General features: G+C 57.2%; 11 protein-coding genes and 2 pseudogenes. 9 read left to right on the plus strand and 4 right to left on the minus strand.

Annotated elements, in window-relative coordinates; all coding sequences use genetic code 11:
- From glgB to treZ, 3 genes are all read left to right on the plus strand, one after another.
- Positions 1–2,271, plus strand: a complete 2,271-nt coding sequence (gene glgB, locus VKS22_10590) for a 1,4-alpha-glucan branching protein GlgB (protein HLW71057.1) — start codon at positions 1–3, stop codon at positions 2,269–2,271.
- 81 nt (positions 2,272–2,352) lie between these two features.
- Positions 2,353–5,007 (plus strand): malto-oligosyltrehalose synthase, encoded by a 2,655-nt coding sequence (gene treY, locus VKS22_10595; protein ID HLW71058.1) that lies wholly within the window; start codon positions 2,353–2,355, stop codon positions 5,005–5,007.
- On the plus strand, positions 5,004–6,737 hold the full coding sequence (gene treZ, locus VKS22_10600; GenBank protein HLW71059.1) for a malto-oligosyltrehalose trehalohydrolase: 1,734 nt from the start codon (positions 5,004–5,006) through the stop codon (positions 6,735–6,737). The genes treY and treZ overlap by 4 nt, the downstream gene beginning before the upstream one ends.
- A gap of 48 nt (positions 6,738–6,785) precedes the next feature.
- Here the strand turns inward: treZ and glgX are convergent, their stop codons facing one another.
- Both glgX and VKS22_10610 read right to left on the minus strand, forming a co-directional pair.
- A complete protein-coding gene (gene glgX / locus VKS22_10605) occupies positions 6,786–9,122 on the minus strand; it encodes a glycogen debranching protein GlgX (protein ID HLW71060.1) in 2,337 nt (778 codons plus the stop codon).
- 566 nt (positions 9,123–9,688) lie between these two features.
- Complete coding sequence (locus tag VKS22_10610; GenBank protein HLW71061.1) at positions 9,689–10,348, minus strand: pyridoxamine 5'-phosphate oxidase family protein; 660 nt, start codon at positions 10,346–10,348, stop codon at positions 9,689–9,691.
- Positions 10,349–10,597: 249 nt separating this feature from the next.
- Here VKS22_10610 and VKS22_10615 point away from each other — a divergent pair, with 249 nt between their 5' ends.
- On the plus strand, positions 10,598–11,254 hold the full coding sequence (locus VKS22_10615) for a potassium channel family protein (GenBank protein HLW71062.1): 657 nt from the start codon (positions 10,598–10,600) through the stop codon (positions 11,252–11,254).
- Between the two features lie 419 nt (positions 11,255–11,673).
- Positions 11,674–12,030: a glutathione binding-like protein gene (locus VKS22_10620; GenBank protein HLW71063.1), complete on the plus strand. Its 357-nt coding sequence runs from the start codon at positions 11,674–11,676 to the stop codon at positions 12,028–12,030.
- Positions 12,031–12,332: 302 nt separating this feature from the next.
- Here VKS22_10620 and VKS22_10625 read toward each other — a convergent pair whose 3' ends face one another.
- Positions 12,333–13,502, minus strand: a complete 1,170-nt coding sequence (locus tag VKS22_10625) for an LLM class flavin-dependent oxidoreductase (protein HLW71064.1) — start codon at positions 13,500–13,502, stop codon at positions 12,333–12,335.
- Between the two features lie 1,056 nt (positions 13,503–14,558).
- Between VKS22_10625 and VKS22_10630 the strand changes: the two genes are divergently transcribed.
- On the plus strand, positions 14,559–15,560 hold the full coding sequence (locus VKS22_10630) for an NAD-binding protein (GenBank protein ID HLW71065.1): 1,002 nt from the start codon (positions 14,559–14,561) through the stop codon (positions 15,558–15,560).
- Between the two features lie 138 nt (positions 15,561–15,698).
- Here VKS22_10630 and VKS22_10635 read toward each other — a convergent pair.
- Positions 15,699–15,893 (minus strand): annotated as a pseudogene (locus VKS22_10635) (ATP-binding protein).
- Between the two features lie 405 nt (positions 15,894–16,298).
- Here VKS22_10635 and VKS22_10640 point away from each other — a divergent pair.
- From VKS22_10640 to VKS22_10650, 3 genes and pseudogenes are all read left to right on the plus strand, one after another.
- A pseudogene (locus VKS22_10640) lies at positions 16,299–16,517 on the plus strand (transposase).
- Positions 16,518–17,107: 590 nt separating this feature from the next.
- The gene (locus VKS22_10645) at positions 17,108–17,242 is read left to right on the plus strand and encodes a hypothetical protein (protein ID HLW71066.1); all 135 of its coding nucleotides are present in this window, start codon (positions 17,108–17,110) and stop codon (positions 17,240–17,242) included.
- Positions 17,243–17,586: 344 nt separating this feature from the next.
- Positions 17,587–17,985 carry a hypothetical protein gene (locus tag VKS22_10650; GenBank protein HLW71067.1) on the plus strand — a complete coding sequence of 133 codons (399 nt, stop codon included), beginning with the start codon at positions 17,587–17,589 and terminating at the stop codon, positions 17,983–17,985.
- Positions 17,986–18,855 lie beyond the last annotated feature (870 nt).

Raw genomic sequence — 18,855 nt, forward strand, 5'->3', positions numbered from 1 at the left:
ATGAGTAAACTCACAGCGAAGAAGGTTACCACCGACGCCAAAGGGGGGCTTGCTGGCAAGGCGTTCGACGCCGATAGGATCTATGGCGTCTCGCACGACGAACTTGTACGCCTAATCGCATTGCGTCATACCGACCCGCATTCGATTCTCGGTGCACACCCGACCGACCGCGGCGTAATTGTGCGCGCCTTTCGTCCCGATGCGGTAAGCGTCGTCATTATCACTGACGACGGCGATCGCTATCCGATGGTCGCTCGTGGTGACAGTCTGTTTGACCTGCTGCGCGCCGATCGCCGAGAGGTCTTTACGCACCGTCTGGAGATTCAGCCGGCGGCTGGCGAGCCTTTTATTTTGCGCGAGCCATATGGCTTCCTGCCTACGATCAGCGAGTTTGATCTGCATCTCTGGTCCGAGGGCAGCTACGAGCGCGCGTGGGAGAGCATGGGCGCCCACGCGTGTACGATCAACGGCGTTGCGGGGGTTGCCTTTGCTGTCTGGGCGCCGGCCGCGGCTGGCGTCAGCGTGATCGGTGATTTCAACGGGTGGGACGGCCGCCTCGACCTGATGCGTGAGCTGGGCAACTCCGGTGTCTGGGAAATCTTCATCCCGGATTTTCCCGTCGGCGGCCTCTACAAGTTCGAGGTTCGCACGCACGCCGGCGCCATTCTCCTCAAGACCGATCCGTTTGCGACTGCGACTCAGACTCCGCCGCTAACCGCATCGGTAGTGAATCGTCCCTCGACGCCCTTCACCGACGACGGCTGGCTTGCAATCCGCGCGCATCGCGACGCCCTCGCTAGCCCGATGTCGATCTATGAGGTTCATCTAGGCTCATGGCGACGCGTTCCCGAGGAGGACAATCGCCCACTTACCTACCGCGAGTTGGCGGCTGAGCTCGGCGACTACGTCAGCGCGATGGGCTTTACGCACGTCGAACTGATGCCGGTGATGGAGCATCCATTCGGTGGCTCCTGGGGCTATCAAGTCACGGGCTACTTCGCGCCGACTGCGCGCTATGGCACGCCGGATGATTTCCGTTATCTCGTCAATGAACTTCATCGTCGCGGGATCGGGGTGATTCTCGACTGGGTGCCCGCACATTTCCCGACTGACGATTGGAGCCTCGGGCGCTTCGACGGGACCGCGCTTTACGAGCATCTCGATCCGCGTCTCGGCCATCACCCGGAGTGGAACACCTACGTATTTAACTTCGGACGTAACGAGGTGCGCTCGTTTCTCCTCTCGAGCGCGAATTACTGGCTCTCTGAGTTTCACGTCGACGGGCTGCGCGTCGATGCGGTCTCCTCGATGCTCTATCTGGATTATGCGCGTAGCGCGGGCGAATGGCTTCCCAACGCCTACGGCGGCCGCGAGAACCTCGCGGCGGTGTCGTTTTTGCGCATGCTCAATGAGCGTCTTTACGCGCGCCACCCGGGCATCGTGATGATCGCCGAGGAATCGACGGCGTGGCCCGCGGTCAGCCGCCCGCTTTATGTCGGCGGCCTCGGCTTCGGCTTCAAGTGGGACATGGGCTGGATGCATGACACGCTCGAATACTTCTCCAAGGATCCTATCTATCGCCGCTTTCATCATCGCGAACTGACGTTCGGCCTGCTCTACAGCTGGAGCGAAAACTTCGTCCTGCCGCTCTCCCACGACGAAGTTGTTTATGGCAAGCGCTCACTCCTAGCCAAGATGCCCGGCAGTCGCTGGGAGCGATTTGCTAATCTGCGCGCACTCTTCGGTTATCTGTGGGCGCGCTCGGGAAAGAAGGTTCTGTTTATGGGTGGCGAGTTGGGTCAGTGGAACGAGTGGAACCATGACGCGAGCCTCGACTGGCATCTGCTCGACGGCGACGGCACGGAACATCATGGCGTGCAGAACCTCGTGCGCGATCTTAATCGGCTCTATCGAGCCGAGCCTGCACTATACGAGGCCGATTGCATGCCCGCGGGTTTTCAGTGGATCGACGCCAACAACAGCGATGAAAACGTCATTGCGTTCGTCCGGATCGCTCCGTCGAGCGGGCGCAAGGTGATCTGCGTGTGCAACTTTTCGCCAATGGTGCGTGCAGGTTATCGCGTGGGCGTGCCTAGCGCCGGTTACTATCGCGAGATTCTCAACACGGACTCTGAGGTTTATGGCGGGGGCAATCGCGGCAACGCCGGCGGCCTATCTGCTGATGCGTTGCCCTGGCACGGGCTCCCCTATTCGCTGACGCTCGTCCTGCCGCCGCTTGCCGTGCTTTGGTTCGAGGCGCCGACGAACTGATCGGTTATCGTCTGACCAGATCATCCGATCAGACCTTATTCGCGGCAAAGCAAACAACAATCAAGATACAAACGAGTTTGCATGATCGAACCGCGCGCAACCTATCGCATTCAACTTACCCCCGGGTTTGGTTTCGACGAGGTCGCGGCTATCGCCCCATACCTCGCCGATCTGGGTGTGAGTCACGTCTATCTCTCGCCCTGCTTTCAGGCTGCGCGCGGCAGTACGCATGGTTACGACGTTGTCGATTATCACCGGGTCAGTGACGCGCTGGGTGGTGCGTCAGCTCATGCGCGCATGGGTGATGCCCTCAAGCGACACGGGCTGGCACTACTGGTCGATCTGGTACCCAATCACATGGCGATTTTGGGCGAGCAAAACCCCTGGTGGTGGGATGTGCTGGAAAACGGGCCTTCCAGCAACTACGCATCCTATTTTGATGTCGATTGGGAGCCACCCGAGGCCCGTTTGCGCAATACCCTATTAATGCCGGTGCTGGGCGACCAATACGGCCGGATACTTGAATCCGGCCAGATCAAGCTAGTGCGGGAAGACGCCAGCTTCCGTATCCGCTATCACGATCAGGTCTACCCGGTGGCCCCGCGCTCGCTCTATTCGATCTTCGCGGACGCCGCGGAACGCTGTCATTCTGAGGATCTTGCGTTCATCGCCGACGCCCTCGATTGGCTGCCCTTGCCTACTTTGACCGATCTCACAAACGTCCGCCGTCGCCATCGTGATAAGGCGGTGCTTGGAAGGCGTATCTCTCAACTCTTCGCGGAGCAACCCGAGGTCCCGCGGGCGATTGACCAAATCATCGGCGAAATCAATGCCAACCCCGATTTGTTGCACACACTACTAGAACGTCAAAACTACCGTCTCGCCTTTTGGCGAACTGCCGGTCGCGACCTCGGTTACCGTCGCTTCTTCGATATCAACTCCTTAATCGGACTGCGTATGGAGGAACGCGCGGTCTTTGATGATACGCATCTGTTAGTTCTGCGCTGGCTGGCGGAGGGATCGGTCGATGGGGTTCGCATAGATCATATCGACGGGCTGCGCGCTCCGCGCCAGTATCTCGAACGTATACGGGAGGCATCCCAAAATGCGTGGATCGTAGTCGAAAAGATTCTGGCGCACAAAGAGCGCCTGCCGGCTGCGTGGCCAGTTGCCGGCACCACCGGCTATGACTTCCTGAACCGCTCCGGCGGCCTGTTTGTTGATGCGGCCGGCGAAACCCCACTCACCGAGTTCTACGCCGAGTTTACCCGCGATCCGGTGGATTTCGCCGCGCTTGCCCGAGAGAAAAAACAACTCGTGCTGCGCAGTGCGCTCGGCAGCGATTTGAACCGCCTAACGGCGATGTTCCTCGAAGTATGCGAGGGCCATCGCGATCATCGGGATTATACACGTCATGATTTGCATGAAGCATTGATTACTACAATCTCGTCATTCCCGGTGTACCGTACCTACATGTCCAAAGATGGAGACGAGCGTAGCGCAGAGGACGAATACTACATCACGATTGCGATCGGTGGTGCAAAGAAATTGCATCCTGACCTCGACGCAAGTCTTTTCGACTTTCTGCGCGATCTCCTGCTAACCCGGGTTCCCGGTGCTCTGGAAAGCGAGTTCGCGCTGCGCTTTCAGCAATTGACTGGCTCCACGATGGCGAAGGCTGTCGAAGACACCGCCTTCTATTGTTTCAACCGCTTGGTGTGCCTTAACGAGGTCGGCGGCGACCCCGCCCGCTTTGGTGTCGGCCTCGAGGAATTTATGCGCGAGTCCGCAGAAATACAGCGTGCCTGGCCGCGCACGATGCTGGCGACTTCGACCCATGACACGAAGCGCAGCGAAGACGTCCGTGCCCGGCTCTATCTGATCTCAGAGATTCCTGATCGATGGATAGCGGCGGTGCGCCGATGGTCCGAGCTGAATGCAAAATACTGGCAGGGCGAACCCGACCATAGCGCAGAATATCTGTTTTATCAGACGCTGACCGGTGCGTGGCCGATCACTACCGATCGTGTCGTCGGCTACATGCGGAAAGCGGCGCGCGAAGGCAAACGCCACACCTCCTGGATCGATCCCAATCTCGAATATGAAACACGCCTGGTCGGCTTCATCGAATCTTCGCTCAGCAGCCGGACTTTTGTTGCCGATCTCGGAGAATTCGTCGAACCGCTGATTCAAGCGGGTCGGATTAATTCGTTAGCTCAGACGTTGCTTAAACTTACCGCGCCCGGCGTCCCGGATGTCTACCAAGGATGCGAACTATGGGACCTGAGTCTCGTCGATCCTGACAATCGCCGACCAGTCGATTACGCCGGCCGCCGCGCTCTTCTCGCTCAGGCCAAGCGCACTCCGCCGACCGGCATCTGGAGCCACGCTGATTCTGGAATGCCCAAGTTGTGGCTCATTCATCAAGCTCTTCAACTGCGCAAACGCTGTCCGGAGCTTTTCGGGATTAGCGGAGGATTCAAGCCCCTCAGCATCAGTGGCTCCCATCTCAATCGCGTTATCGCTTACGCACGCGGCGGCGGTGCGGTCGCAATTGCGCCACGACTCATGTTGGGACTCGGCGCCGGATGGGCGGATACCTCCGTCGATCTTCCGATGGGGCGTTGGGTTAATGAGTTGACTGGGGAATCGACGACTGGCGGTCCAACCCTTCTGGCAGAATTACTGAGACATTTTCCGGTCGCACTATTGACGCGCGAGAGCAGCAGATCGTGAGTTTCCTTCGCGTGTGGGCGCCTGAAGCCGCAAAGCTTGAAATCGAGCAGCTTGACCGCCGCCTCGCGATGAAACGTGCGGAAGAGGGGTGGTGGACCAGCGTCGAGCCGGTCTCATTTGGCGTTGACTATGCGTTCTTCATCGATGGAGAAGGTCCGTGGCCCGATCCGCGTTCCGCCTCACAGCCGTCAGGCGTGCATGGCCCTTCTCGTACTGTCGACCATGCCGTCTTTCGTTGGAGCGATCAAAGCTGGGTAGCGCCCACGCTCGACGCCGCGGTCATCTATGAACTTCACGTCGGCACCTTCACTCCCGTTGGTACATTCACGTCAACAATCGAGCGGCTCGATCATCTTCGAGATCTCGGCGTGACGCATGTCGAGTTGATGCCGGTTGCCGAGTTTCCGGGCGACCGCGGATGGGGGTATGACGGAGTTGACCTTTACGCGCCGCATCATTCCTACGGTGGTCCGGACGGTCTAAAAACTTTGGTGGACGCGTGTCACGCGCGCGGCCTGGGCGTAATCCTCGACGTCGTTTACAATCATTTCGGTCCCGCGGGAAACTATTGGAGCCGTTTCGGACCATATCTTACTCAGCATTATAAGACTCCCTGGGGCGAAGCCGTTAACCTGGATGGGGCCGGCAGTGATCATGTCCGCCGCTATTTTTGCGATAACGCGCTGATATGGCTGCGCGCCTACCACTTCGATGGATTGCGACTCGACGCCGTGCACGCGATCTTCGACAGATCCGCTACCCATTTCCTCGAACAACTCGCGACCGAAGTTGCAGCACTCGGCCGCGAGCTCGGACGTAACTTCGTCATAATCGCGGAGAGCGACCTGAACGATCCACGACTCGTACGGCCCTCCGAAGCCGGGGGCTATGAGATCGACGCGCAATGGTCGGACGATTTTCATCATGCCCTCCACGCACTGCTTACCGGCGAGCGAGAAGGTTATTATCGCGACTTCGGTAAGCTCGACGATCTGGCGAAGGCGCTTCAACAGGCATTTGTGTACGACGGCCGCTATTCGATATATCGGAATCGGCGCCACGGCCGTTCACCAACAGGTCTGTCAGGCAACCGATTCATCTGCTGCACGCAGAATCACGACCAGGTGGGAAACCGTGCGCGGGGCGATCGTCTCGCACACCTGGTGAGTCCGGGGCGTCTTAAAATTGCCGCGACGATGCTCCTGATGTCTCCCTTTGTCCCGATGCTTTTCCAGGGCGAGGAATGGGCCGCATCGACCCCGTTCCAGTATTTCACCGGCCACGAGGATCCGGATTTGGCGCGTGCGGTGAGCGAGGGCCGGAAACGGGAATTTGCCGAGATTGCCCAAGACGCCAATGCGGTTCCGGATCCTCAGTCGCCCGGGACTTTTCTAAGCTCGAAACTCGACTGGTCCGAATGCTCCCGTGAACCACATCGCCAAATGCTCGAATGGTATCGCGAACTGATTGCGCTGCGCCGCCGAACACCTGCACTAACAAATGGGCGCATGGAAGAAGTCGAGATCTACTTCGACGAGGCGAAACAATGGTTCGTAATGTGGCGTGACCCAATCACCGTGGCGTTCAATCTTTCAGGGGATCGGCAACGCATCGAATATCCAGGAAAAGCCGGCGCCCGGCTGATAATGGCTTCGCGAGCGGGCATCGTCGTGGGGAAAGGCGCGATTGAGCTTCCACCCGATTCCATAGCGATTCTCACAGATTGCTGAGATCGCCCTCCCGCACCGCCGACGAAAGGCGGAGCGGGACAGGGCCAGTTAGCTTGCAGGCTCGAGTAGAGCTTTCAGAGTATCGGGCGGCTGAAAGTCTGCGGGCTGGCCGGAGGCTGTTGCCGGCGACACAGATTGGGAATCGCCATTCACATCAGACTGCTCCACCGCTGCACAGGGTCGCGTCAGTAGAGCCAAAGAGCGGCTCTCTAGAGGAAAGGCTTCACCTGGGTAAAATTCGCGCCGGTCCTCAATGCCCCCGTCGGTCTGGAAAGTATCCACCAGCACCTTCCAGGCGCGGTCGCTGCCGACATCTGGAACCGTGAACTGGATCAATTCGAAATGGCCGTTAATGAGCAAAAGGAAATCGTCGTCGAAAACCTCTGCTCCCCGTTGATCAATTATGCCGGTGGCCGACCCGGCCAGCAATGCTCCCACGCACTTGGCGAAGCTCTGCCGCCACTCTTCGTCAGTCATTTCGTGACCGTCGGGACTTAGCCAGGTGATGTCCTTCAGGGCCGCACCGGACCTCGGATGCCCAATAAAAAACTGATCGCGATGCAAGGTTTGGTGAGTTTTGCGCAAAGTTACGAGGCGGCGCACGAACTCGAGGAAAGCAGAATCATTGTTACCTGCTTTCCAATCAACCCAACTGATTTCATTGTCCTGGCAATAGGCATTGTTGTTCCCCTGTTGAGTGCGGCCCATCTCATCCCCTGCCAGTAACATTGGGACCCCTTGCGACAACATAAGAGTAGCAATTAAATTTCGTCTCTGGCGGTCGCGCAGTTTCAGAATGTCTGGATCGTCGGTCGCGCCCTCGGTGCCGCAATTCCAGCTCTCGTTGTTGTTGTCGCCGTCGCGGTTCTCCTCGAGATTCGCCTCGTTGTGTTTGTCGTTGTAGGAGACCAAATCCCGCAAAGTGAAACCGTCGTGCGCTGTTACGAAGTTGATACTTGCGTAGGGGCGCCTGCCGGTGGCGCGATAGAGATCGCTCGAGCCGGTCAGGCGCGAGCCGAGATCGCCGATTTCGCCGTCTTCACCCTTCCAAAAGGCGCGCACCACGTCGCGATATTTTCCGTTCCACTCAGCCCACCCGACCGGAAAATTTCCCACTTGATAACCGCCTTCACCTAGATCCCAGGGCTCGGCGATCAGTTTTGCTTGTGAAACGATCGGATCTTGATAAACCAAATCGAAGAACGCGCTGAGCTTGTCGACGTCGTTGAGTTCGCGAGCCAAGGCGGACGCGAGGTCGAAGCGAAAGCCGTCAACATGCATCTCCTGCACCCAGTATCGCAGGCTATCCATAATCAGCCGCAAGACTTGCGGCTGGCCCATGTTGAGCGAGTTGCCGCAGCCGGTGAAATCCATGTAATAACGTGGGTCGTCGGGTGTCAGGCGATAATAGGTCGAATTATCGATACCTCGAAAACTGAGCGTTGGCCCAAGGTGATTACCCTCGGCAGTATGATTGTAGACGACGTCGAGAATAACCTCGAGACCAGCCGAGTGAAGTCGCTTCACCATCGACTTGAATTCCTGAACAGAACCGGTCGATGAATAGCGCAGGTCTGGTGCAAAAAACCCGAGCGAGTTGTAGCCCCAATAATTTTGCAAACCGTTCTCGATCAAGCGGCGATCATCGATGAATGAATGAACAGGCATCAGCTCGACCGCAGTTATGCCGAGTCGCCGAAAATGATCTAGCGCCGGTTCGCTCGCGACTCCGGCGTAAGTGCCGCGAAGCTGAGGCGGAATATCCGGATGCTGTGCGGTAAAGCCTTTGACGTGCAGCTCGTAGATAATCGTCTCACTCAAGGGAACGCGCGGCAGCCGATCCTCGTCCCATGAGAAGGCGGTCTCCACGACCGCACCCTTAACCATTGCCGACGCACTATCGCGGCGATCGAACGACAAGTCCCCGCGGCCGCCGCCAACCCGATAACCGAAGAGCATATCTGACCAGCGCAGCGTGCCGACGATCTCCTTGGCATATGGATCGAGCAGAAGCTTGTTGCGGTTGTAGCGAAGGCCCCGGCGAGCATCGTAGGGGCCGCTTACTCGATAACCGTAGACAGTACCGGGGCGCATTTCCGGTAAATAGCAGTGCCATACCTGATGTGTTTGCCAAGGTACGTCAATGCAGTGAGTTTGCCGTTGAGCGTTACGGTCGAATAGACATAATTCGACTTTTTCGGCATGTTCCGAGAACAAAGCGAAATTCACACCCTCGCCGTCCCAAGTCGCGCCCAGTGGATAGGGCTTGCCCCGCCAGACCGCCAAATTCATAAAACGAGTTTCCCACCATTCTTCTTTCAAGGGTTTGTTGATGTGGTCGTCGTCGTAGTTTGACTCGGCCCGGCGCCTATCCCATTGTTCCAAGTGGTGGTGGTTTGCTTTGTCGTACCAGCATCGTCTGAAGTACTGGTCTGCTTTTGAACGACAGCGCCATTACCCCAACTCGTGGTGGTTGACTGGCTGGTCGCGGGAACTGCATTTACAACAGGTGGGGCTTGGACTACCACGGGCGCCGGCACTTGTACGACCGGAGCCGGCGTCGTTTCCTCTCTAGTCGCGGAGATACAACCGGCCAACATCGCGCCAGCCACGAGCGATATGGTCATTAGAGCGTTCTTACGATAGTTCATGCGTCAGCTCCTTCGCGTTTTCCTAACAGTGGTTAAGCAATGCCGGCTCGATATGGCCTAAGGAGCACATGCCGCCAACTGATCGCGCAAGGTTTGTACCATCTTGGTCGAAGACTCTGCAGGGCGTAGCCTCCCGAAGGCCGTGATTTTTCGTAAGTTTGGTCGAATGGGTGATTGAATTGTGAAAAAATTTCACTAATTCTCACGCGAAATTACCCGCGAACTGCCCGCGAATCGGGGCACCATGTGAGCGGCGAGAATCGGGTTCGTGAGATGCTCTTGTCTCAAGATCTATCGTCACTAACCGTCGCGTTTAGCCACCAGCGCTCCGTATTCTTCGAAGGTGATGGTTCCTCCGAGTTTTTCCGCGACGTCCTTTTCGCGTTCGGGTAAGACGTCCTGGAGCGCGTCGATCCGCTTCCATTGGGGCGGCGGTGGCGTTCCGCAATTTGTTTGCGGGGCGTATTTCGAAGTTTGCACGCGCTCGTATTTGTGAATGTAGCGCGGACAATTGATGAAAGTCTCGGTAACCGTAACGCGTACCAGCAGCTCGGCGCCGACGAACTCCTTGAGCAGGGGATCGGCTTTGTCGACGCTCGCGACGCCATGCACCCGCACCCGATGGGGCGTCTCGAAATCGATGAATAACATTCCGACCTTGCTGTGCGCGACGATATTACCAATGGAGAGGAACATGCCGTTGCCATTGTAGCTGGGGAAAACGATGGTCTGCGGATCCGCTACCCTGACGAAGCCGGGAGCCCCACCCTTGTATGAGCAAGTGGGATAACCGCGGTGATCGACTGAGGTGAGAAAAAACATATCGCGGCTTTCGATAAAGGCTTTAGTGTCGTCGGCGATCTCCGGCCGGACGACGATTTCCTCTATCCGATCAGCCAGCTTTGAGGTCTCGAACATCCCCTGTAAGCCGCGGTGTTGTTCGCTGTAAATTATACTCATGTTTGTCCTCGTTTGGCCTTAGTCTCACTTTTCGGATACTAACCCGTCATGTAGTCTCTATCACGAGCTCGATCTAATTTTAACCCTAGGACGGTTCCTAAGCGACCCCTTCGAGATTACTGTAATCTGGCCGAATAGTCGGCGATAAATATGAAGGTGACAGCGGGTAAGAGGAGAAGACACCGGCGGAGCGCGATGCTACGGTTGCGTGCCTCGGGGTTTTGGTCCAGCGATCGGAGCCTCAGTGCGATGCTGATCCTGCTCGTCGGCAATATATTCATCCTACCACTTGCCCAATTCGCCACCTGGGGCCGACTCGGCGCGCGCTCGTTAATGTCGCTAATCATCATCTCCGGGGTGATGGCGACCGTGCGTGATCGGCGCATCATCCTAATAGCCTCAGCTCTAGCCCTGGCTTCTTTCGGCATCGGATGGGAGGACTTGGAGCGGCCAAATCTCTATCTTCATCTGCTTAATAACCTGGATTCAGTATTGTTCATCAGCTTTTTGATCGTCCTCCTCACCCGGCAAACGTTTCGCGCCGGACCGATTACGCCCCGAAGAGTACAGGGGTCAGTTGCAGTTTACCTGCTGCTAGGGTTTTTGTGGTCGGTTTTGTATGAAATCGTAGAGCTCCTACAACCGGGGTCTTTCAGTATCGTTGCGCGAAACGGAGTGGCTGACATTCGACAGCTGGGCTACTTCAGTCTCACTACCCTTACGACCCTGGGTTTCGGGGACATTCTCCCGCTAAGTCCACTCGCTCGTTCGCTCACTGTCCTGGAAGCCCTGGTCGGTCAACTCTTTCCAGTGATCCTGATTGCCCGCCTGGTCGCGATGGAAATCGAGTATCAGCGATCGTCGCCCGCACTGAAGCAGCGTGTGGTCGGGGCAATTCTTGACTGATCGTTCTAGAATCGCTAGAGTCATGCAGGCTGGTTCTAAAAATGAAAGCTATACAGGCGAACAATGACCTAGGAGAAAATCAACAATGGGTTCACCTCAGATAGACCTCTACACCGCGTCGACGCCTAATGGTTGGAAAGTATCCGTTTTTTTGGAAGAGGCGGGTCTGCCATACAACGTTCACCGAATCGACCTGGGCGCGGGGGATCAGAAGAAGCCCGAGTTCCTGCGCCTTTGTCCCAACGGCCGCATTCCTGCGATCGTGGACCGCGGCAACGGTGATTTCGGGATTTTCGAAACCGGCGCAATCCTTCTGTACCTGGCGCGCAAGACCGGCAAACTAATGCCCAGGGACGAAAAAGGCGAGTCGCGTGTAACGCAGTGGCTAATGTTTCAAATGGACCGGCATCGGGCCGATGATGGGTCAGGCCAACGTATTCTATCGTTATTTCCCGGAGAAACTGCCGTCGGCTATACAGCGCTATCACAACGAATGCCGGCGACTGTTCGAGGTACTGGAAGGGCAGCTCAAGGGCCGCGAATATCTGTGCGATGAATATAGTATCGCTGATATCGCTAACTGGTGCTGGGTGCGAATCTACGAGTGGAGCGGCGTCAGGATTGACGGATTGACCAACCTGCAATCGTGGATCGCGCGCCTGGAAGCACGTCCGGCCTGCCAACGCGGAATCGCAGTCCCAGAACCGCTGATATTCAAAGAGCCGAATGAGAATTCAGCAATGTTGAAGACGGCGCAAAGCCTCGTGACCCGCTAGTCAGGCTCGGGCTGCAATCGCTTGCCGCGAATACGGCAGTACGGCGGAAGTCAACAACCGCTTGTTTCCCGATGTCCTCAAGCTTGCCGCGCGCTAGTTCGATCTGCGACCCCTGAAGCTCACCTAGCACGAATCCTTCCGTGGCCAACGGGTTGATCTGAACAACGTGGAGAAGACAGACCTCTCCTTCGCCCGATCGCGCCAGCGCGCCGGCCTCATTCACTGCCCAGATCGAATTGTCATCAAAATCTACTGGGCACAGTATGCATTTATAAGGGAAACTCATGATTCACCCCGGCCGACTAGCTCCGTTGCTCGACAGCCTGTTCGCGCCGAAAGTGCGGCAGGACGTGCTTGCTGAACAACTCCATGCTTTGAAGGACCTTGCGATGATCCAAACCGGCCAGTCGCGTCCAGCAGATGAGCTGGGTGAAGCCATATTGGTTACGTATCTCCTCGATCTGCTTGACACAGTGAGCGGGATTTCCACAAACAAGAGCTCGAGCCTGAAGTAATTCATCCCAGTGCACGGTGTGAGCGTAACGGCGCACCTTCTGGTATTCTTCATAGCCCTCGATCGGCTTTTTAGCCTGCGAAGCCACGTACTGCTCCATCATCCGAAAATACCATAGTACTGGGCCGCCAAAATCCTGCCGCGCCTGTTCGGTGGTATTACCGCAATAGACCATGCACAGGGCGCCAATCTGCTTTTTCGCTACATCGTGTCCGCCAGCGCGTAAGGCCCGGCGATAAGTTTGCAGATATTCCGCAGTGAGCGGGTTATGGAATCCGGGAACCAGCGTGCAAAGCAGATTGTATCCGCGCATCCCGGCCATCTCGAAGCTCGGCGCGTTCACCGCGGCCAGCCAGATCGGCGGATGAGGTTGCTGAAGTGGCCGGGGCCGTACCGCATGCTCGTCAACGTTAAAGTGTTTGCCCGTGAAGCTTACCGTTTCGCCAGTCCAAGCGCGTTCGATGATCTCCAGCGCCTCCCCGAACATTTCGTGTGATCGGCCCTGATCGATGCCAAAACCGCGAAATTCGACCGGCTGAAACCCGCGGCCAACGCCGAGATCAAGCCGCCCATTACTCATCAGATCGACCATCGCGCCTTCCTCGGCGATCCGGACAGGATTGTTGAATGGTAGCACAACCACTCCGCTGCCGAGACGGACGCGCTTGGTCACCGAAGCCATCGCGGCAAGCGTCAGCATGGGTGAGGCGCAAAAGCCGTATTCGGTGAAGTGGTGCTCTGGCGCCCAGATGTAATCGAAACCCATCTCTTCGGCTGCGCGCAACGTCTCGAGCTGTTCTTTAAAGATGCGATGCTCGGTTTTGCCGCCGGCGGGATGTTCGAAGAAATGCAGTACCCCGAAATCCATCTTCTTTACCTCCTTGGCTCTCGCGAGCCGCGTCAGATCTGGGGTCCACTCAGCGTGGTGAGAGTTTCCCTGGCGATAATTGGACAGCATCGGGCGTGCCAGTCTCCAATCCAGTCTTTTACGTTACGCACTCCGCGCATCGAACTCGATTAGTATTTGGCTGACGCAAATGGATACAGCGAATTGTATCCAACGGCGCCAGCACTATAGGTCGGCGAAATTTAGTGCCGATCGTGACCAGGCAGTCGGCGACAATGAAACGTCGGCCCTTCCGCCGATTAATGCCCCCATCCAAGGGACGTCGTTTGTGCCAGCACGCTTATTGCTCCCCGACAGCTTCGAATGCGGGTGGTTCTCAACTCGGCAAAGACGCGGGCAAATCGTTAGTCCGCTAGAACGGGAAAACCCATGAGTCGTTTTGACGATAGTGCGGGTTTTGTTTCCTCCCTCCGCATTCGCGGCGTCTCTGGATCTCCGCAGTGGCGCTTGCTCAGTGCAGAGGTCGGCGACAATTTTTGCTGGACCGCCTCTAAAACCGACCCACCATCGAGAACGCGTCGTCGTCACTCTAAAGGCCTGTACTGGGTATTTGGACTTGCCCCGGTTGCGTGAACACCCCGAGAAGCATGAAAGTGCGCTAGGAGTGGCTCATGGAAAAAGGCGGCAGGGGCAAGCGGCGGTCGTTTCGGCCGAGTACACGGCCGAGGCGTCACGGGGACTCCGGACAAGGCGACGGCGCCGACGGCGCAACCTTGTCGCCGAAACCGCGGGATTTCACCGACTGCGCCATCATGAGCAAGATACCCGACGCCACTATCGTCAAAGCGATCAAAAAAGGGCGGGGCAGCGGTCGCGCTGAGCAGAGATATGCCGGCATGGGGTGGGGAGCTTAGTGATAAGGCAGCTGAGGTTCCAGCTTCACGCGGGATATAAGAGCGCCCCTGACCGAGCGAAAAGGTGAGAAACAGCGCCACACCTGCGTCTAGCGATTTAGTCTTGCGCTTTGCCACTATTTCCAGGTGATTATTCGCTGGCGCGCACACGATAACGATTGAGCTTACTCGTTCGAGTCGAACTTGAAGCGCCATCGCAACCGCGGCAGCGCTATTGTCAGCTGGTGCCGGAGCGCAACTCTGCGTCATTGTGGTGAACCCAGCCACGCGTAGAATTTATTTCGCCGTCGCGCTGGTGACCGTTCTCATCATCGCTGGCACTGTCGGCTACATCGTGATCGAGAAGATGTCCCCCCTCGACGCGCTCTATATGACGGTCATCACCATCACTACCGTGGGCTACAACGAGGTAAAGCCGCTCGATAACGCGGGACGCTTTTTTACGATGGGATTGATAATGACGGGGGTAGGTACCGCCTTCTATCTTCTCAGCGCCATTACAGAGACGGTCGTCGGCGGTCAGCTCCGTGAGTTACTCGGCAGGAGCGCGATGAACCATAAGATTCATAAGCTCGAGAATCATGTCATCCTTTGCGGATACGGGCGGTTCGGACGCATCGTCGCAGAAGAACTCCACCGCAATGGTATGATTCCGGTCGTTATCGAATGCGACCCGACTAAAGAGGCTGACCTTGTCCGCGCGAACGAGCTGTATATCATCGGCTCGGCTCTCGATGAAAAGATCCTCGGCCAGGCTGGGATCGAGAGCGCCGCAGATATTGTCGTCGCGACCGCTTCCGATCCTGACAACGTCTACATCAGTCTGTCCGCGCGTAGCAGAAAACCGCGGATTCGGATCCACGCTCGGGCTGAATCTGAAATCGGCCTGAAGCATCTTAATCTCGCCGGCGTCGATCGCGCAATTTCGTCTTATCAATGGAGCGCCTTGCGCATCGCCAATGCGATCGCGCGCCCGTCGGTCGTGGATTTCCTTGGGCTTATTCTCCCCGGCCGCGGCGACGAAGAGATCAGTATCGAAGAGGTAACGGTTCCGGCGGGGAGCCATCTGAGCGGCAAAAGCATCGCGGAAGTTGAGCGTGAAAACGACCGCGTCCGCGTGGTGGCACTGAAACGCGACAGCGAACCTATAACCCTGATCCCGACTCCGCAGACTATTCTAGCCTCGGGCGACCTGCTCATCGCGATCGGGGCGCGCGCAAATCTGAGGAATCTCGCGACAATCCTCGAGAGTTGATATGCGCGTGTCAACGATCGTCCGAAATTCCTCCCTTTGGATCGTTTGAAACTCCCCCTCTCGGTTAGCGGTGTCCGGTTGGGGGTGCGCGAAGGGGAGCATGCCCCTCGCCACTCCGTGTGATAAGCCGTCATGGTTTCATGAGGCCTGCGGCGGCTCGAGTTTGAACTTGAGCAGAGCGGCCTTGAGCTTCTCCTTGAGTCTGAAGCTCTGGCCTTTGAGGTTGATCGCCATCGAATGGCGCCGCAGCCGGTCGAGAATGGCGCTGGCGATCACGGTGTCGCCGAAGACCTCGCCCCAGGCACCGAGACTCTGATTGCTGGTGATGATGAGCGAACCGCGCTCCTAGCGGCGCGAGACCAACTGGAAGAAGAGATTAGCGTCTTGGCGATCAATCGGCAGATAAGCCGATCTCGTCGCAGATCAGCAGCTGCGGGTGGGTCAGGAGTTCAGCCGCTCGTCGAGTTGCCTTCGGCCAACGCCTTGCCGAGCGTGGTAATCAGCGCGGTGGCGGTGACGAACAACGTGCGCACGCCCTGCTCGCAGGCCTTGACCAAGCGCGACCGCTAGATGACGCTTCCCGCCCCCCGGCGGTCCGCGCAACAATAAGTTGTCGCCGCTCTGGATGTAACGGCCGGAAGCGAGTTCGCGGATCTGCCTGGGGTCGATGGCGTGGCCTGTCCCGCGAAAAGCGGCACGAAAATGAGTTAGAGTCCGTCACCGAGAGGAGCCGGACGGATGCGGACGAGTCGGTTCAACGAAGAACAAATCATCGGAATACTGCGGGAACAGGCAGCGGGCGCGAAGACGCCAGAGTATGTCGGCGGGCACGGGCTCTCGGACGCGACCTTCTACAAATGGAAGGCCAAGGACGGTGGCCTCGAGGTCTCAGAGGCGCGGCGGCTGAAGGCGCTGGAGGATGAGCCCCGCCGGCTCAAGCAGCTGCTCGCCGAGGCGCCGCAGATAGCGCAGCGTCGAATGGCCGATGCCCACCAGCCTGCAGGCGCGCCGTTGGCTCAATCCGCTCACAGGAATCAACCTATCGTGTCAACTACCGTAAACTGGGACATTCCGATGAAAATTTTACCCGTGCGAGGTTTAACGCAAAGTGGCTGATCTGGACGTAACCTTTGGGGCTGAGATAGGCGAGCTGCAGAGCGGGTTCAGCACGCTGGCGAGCGCAGTTCACGATCAGATGACGCGACGTGGGCAACGTAAAGCGGCCGGATCGGATAACAACACAATAATTAGGTAGGAGGGACTATGTTACTACTCAACGATTCTATGTGGGAATCTGACAATCTCAGACGGCGACACTTTCAAGAAGTTGATCAACTGACGCAAGAATTCGACATGCGGGTTCATGCACTAGCACGCGAAGCGAGTGGGCTCGCTGCGCAAATTCGGCCGATTCTTTACAATCGAGAAACTTCGGAGCGGCACAATCGAAACTGTGCGCGCCGCTTTCAGGCGAGCGAACGATGCCTTGAGCGAAGCTGAGGCTCAGGCCCCGGCCGTCAAGGACGAAATTCGACGGCACAGGACGGATGGCTACAGCGAAAGTAGACGACGAGCAGCGTCGCCGACGCGAGGTGGCCGAAGAGGCTTCTCAATTGCACCCGATGTCCGCGCGCGAAATTGAGCAATGGATGGCCAGCGAAGGATTTCTCGAATACGCTTGAACGATGGTGATGCCTGGAGTTTCGCCGGCGGTGGAACGCCCTCGATAGAAATAGTCTGTCAATTACGCGCCCACGGGAGCGGGTAGTTGATTATTTACGTGTCGCAAATCAATGGCGACTACTCGATTAGCTAATCGAAAGTAATAGTCAATCGTCGGATTGTAGATTGTACACCGAAGAAGAGCGAAGGATTCTTGAGTTTCACCGAACTGGCGGAGCTCTTGTCGAAAAGCTTAGGTCGGCCGCGAGCACCTGTCGGTGGACTGAGTAGCGCGCTACTCAAGGAAGACGTGATCGCGAAACGTCTCGCGACCGCCGGTGGAGTGGAGATCCAGGCTTGCGACATGTTGCGCAAGCGCTTCACCGCACCGAAGGTCGAGCCTGCGAACTTCGAGCAAGTCACATCACGAATCGCGAAGATGCAAAAGGCCGGCGGCGAGACCTTGGACGACCTCTTCGAAGCTAGCCCGCCACCGATTAAGCCAGGTGCTGACGTGCGGTCGGCGGCCGATCAGCTTTCGGCGATTGATTGGGACTCCAAAATCGTCGCCGAAGCAAAGGCTGAACGGATCGATCTCTGCGCTGACCAGTACGGGATGCTTTACTACTCCGGCGTTCCGAGCGAGCTCCTACGCGTTGAGCTGAAATTGCACACTCGCGATGTCGCCGATGCATTGGATCGGGTTGATGAACCGCCTTCGGGCAAACCATGGATGATGGATGTTGCGCTTCAGCGACCCTGACGGTCGCCGTCGCGGCAAGGCAATGGGTGGATTGAAGAGGTTGGGTCATCGGGACGCAAGGGTAATAAGGCCGCGGATGCCGCTTGGTGGGTTCTCGCCATCGTCATTCCCCGCCAACGGGATTCGTTCCCGATGACAATGATTCACGGGTTGAAAGGGGAGTCCCAGTGTGAGCGGAGAAAACTACCAGAAAAATCGAGCATAGTAAGGTTCATTGGACTATATCCGCGATAGAAAACTGCGCCATAGATGGCGACCCGTTTTGCTCCGCCGTACACAAGATTCATATCGTTTTCGGTCCAATTGATCGTGATCGGGATTGGTTCGGTGGTCTCACCTATAGCGACGATAGGAACCTTAATTTCTCTCGGTCCGCCACTGTTGAGATTCGCCCATCGAGGTTCCTCGCCCGACAGCAAGCAATCGTATTTCCACGAAGTGGCATAAAGAGCGATCAAATTGGCTGGACTCCGGCCCACGTTGCTGAAGCTAAATCTGACGCTCGAAGTAGGTTCCTCAATGTCATAGAGCGGATGTTTGAACCGGAGCTCGGTTATTCCGGGACCAGCAAATAGGGCCGGTCGCTGTGAAGCGCCAATCGTGCCGCTTCGGCGCTGCTTTCTGCGGCCTTGGCGCTTCTGGCCGCAGCGTCCGCCGTTTTACGAGTTTCCGCGAGGCTGTTTCGAGTCGCATTGAGCAAGCCAAGAGCAATGGCCGTGTAGAGAAAGGTAATTCCCAGTATACCCCAGTCAGTGACCGTGGGCCGTTGATACCATTTCTGTTTGGTTTGGGGCTTTTCTACGGGGGTGCTGGGCTGAATTATCTGTACTGGGGCTGGTTGGAATGATGACCGTAAGCGGAGATGGGCCT

It is taken from the genome of Candidatus Binataceae bacterium (assembly GCA_035308025.1).
Taxonomy (GTDB): Bacteria; Desulfobacterota; Binatia; order Binatales; family Binataceae; genus JAJPHI01.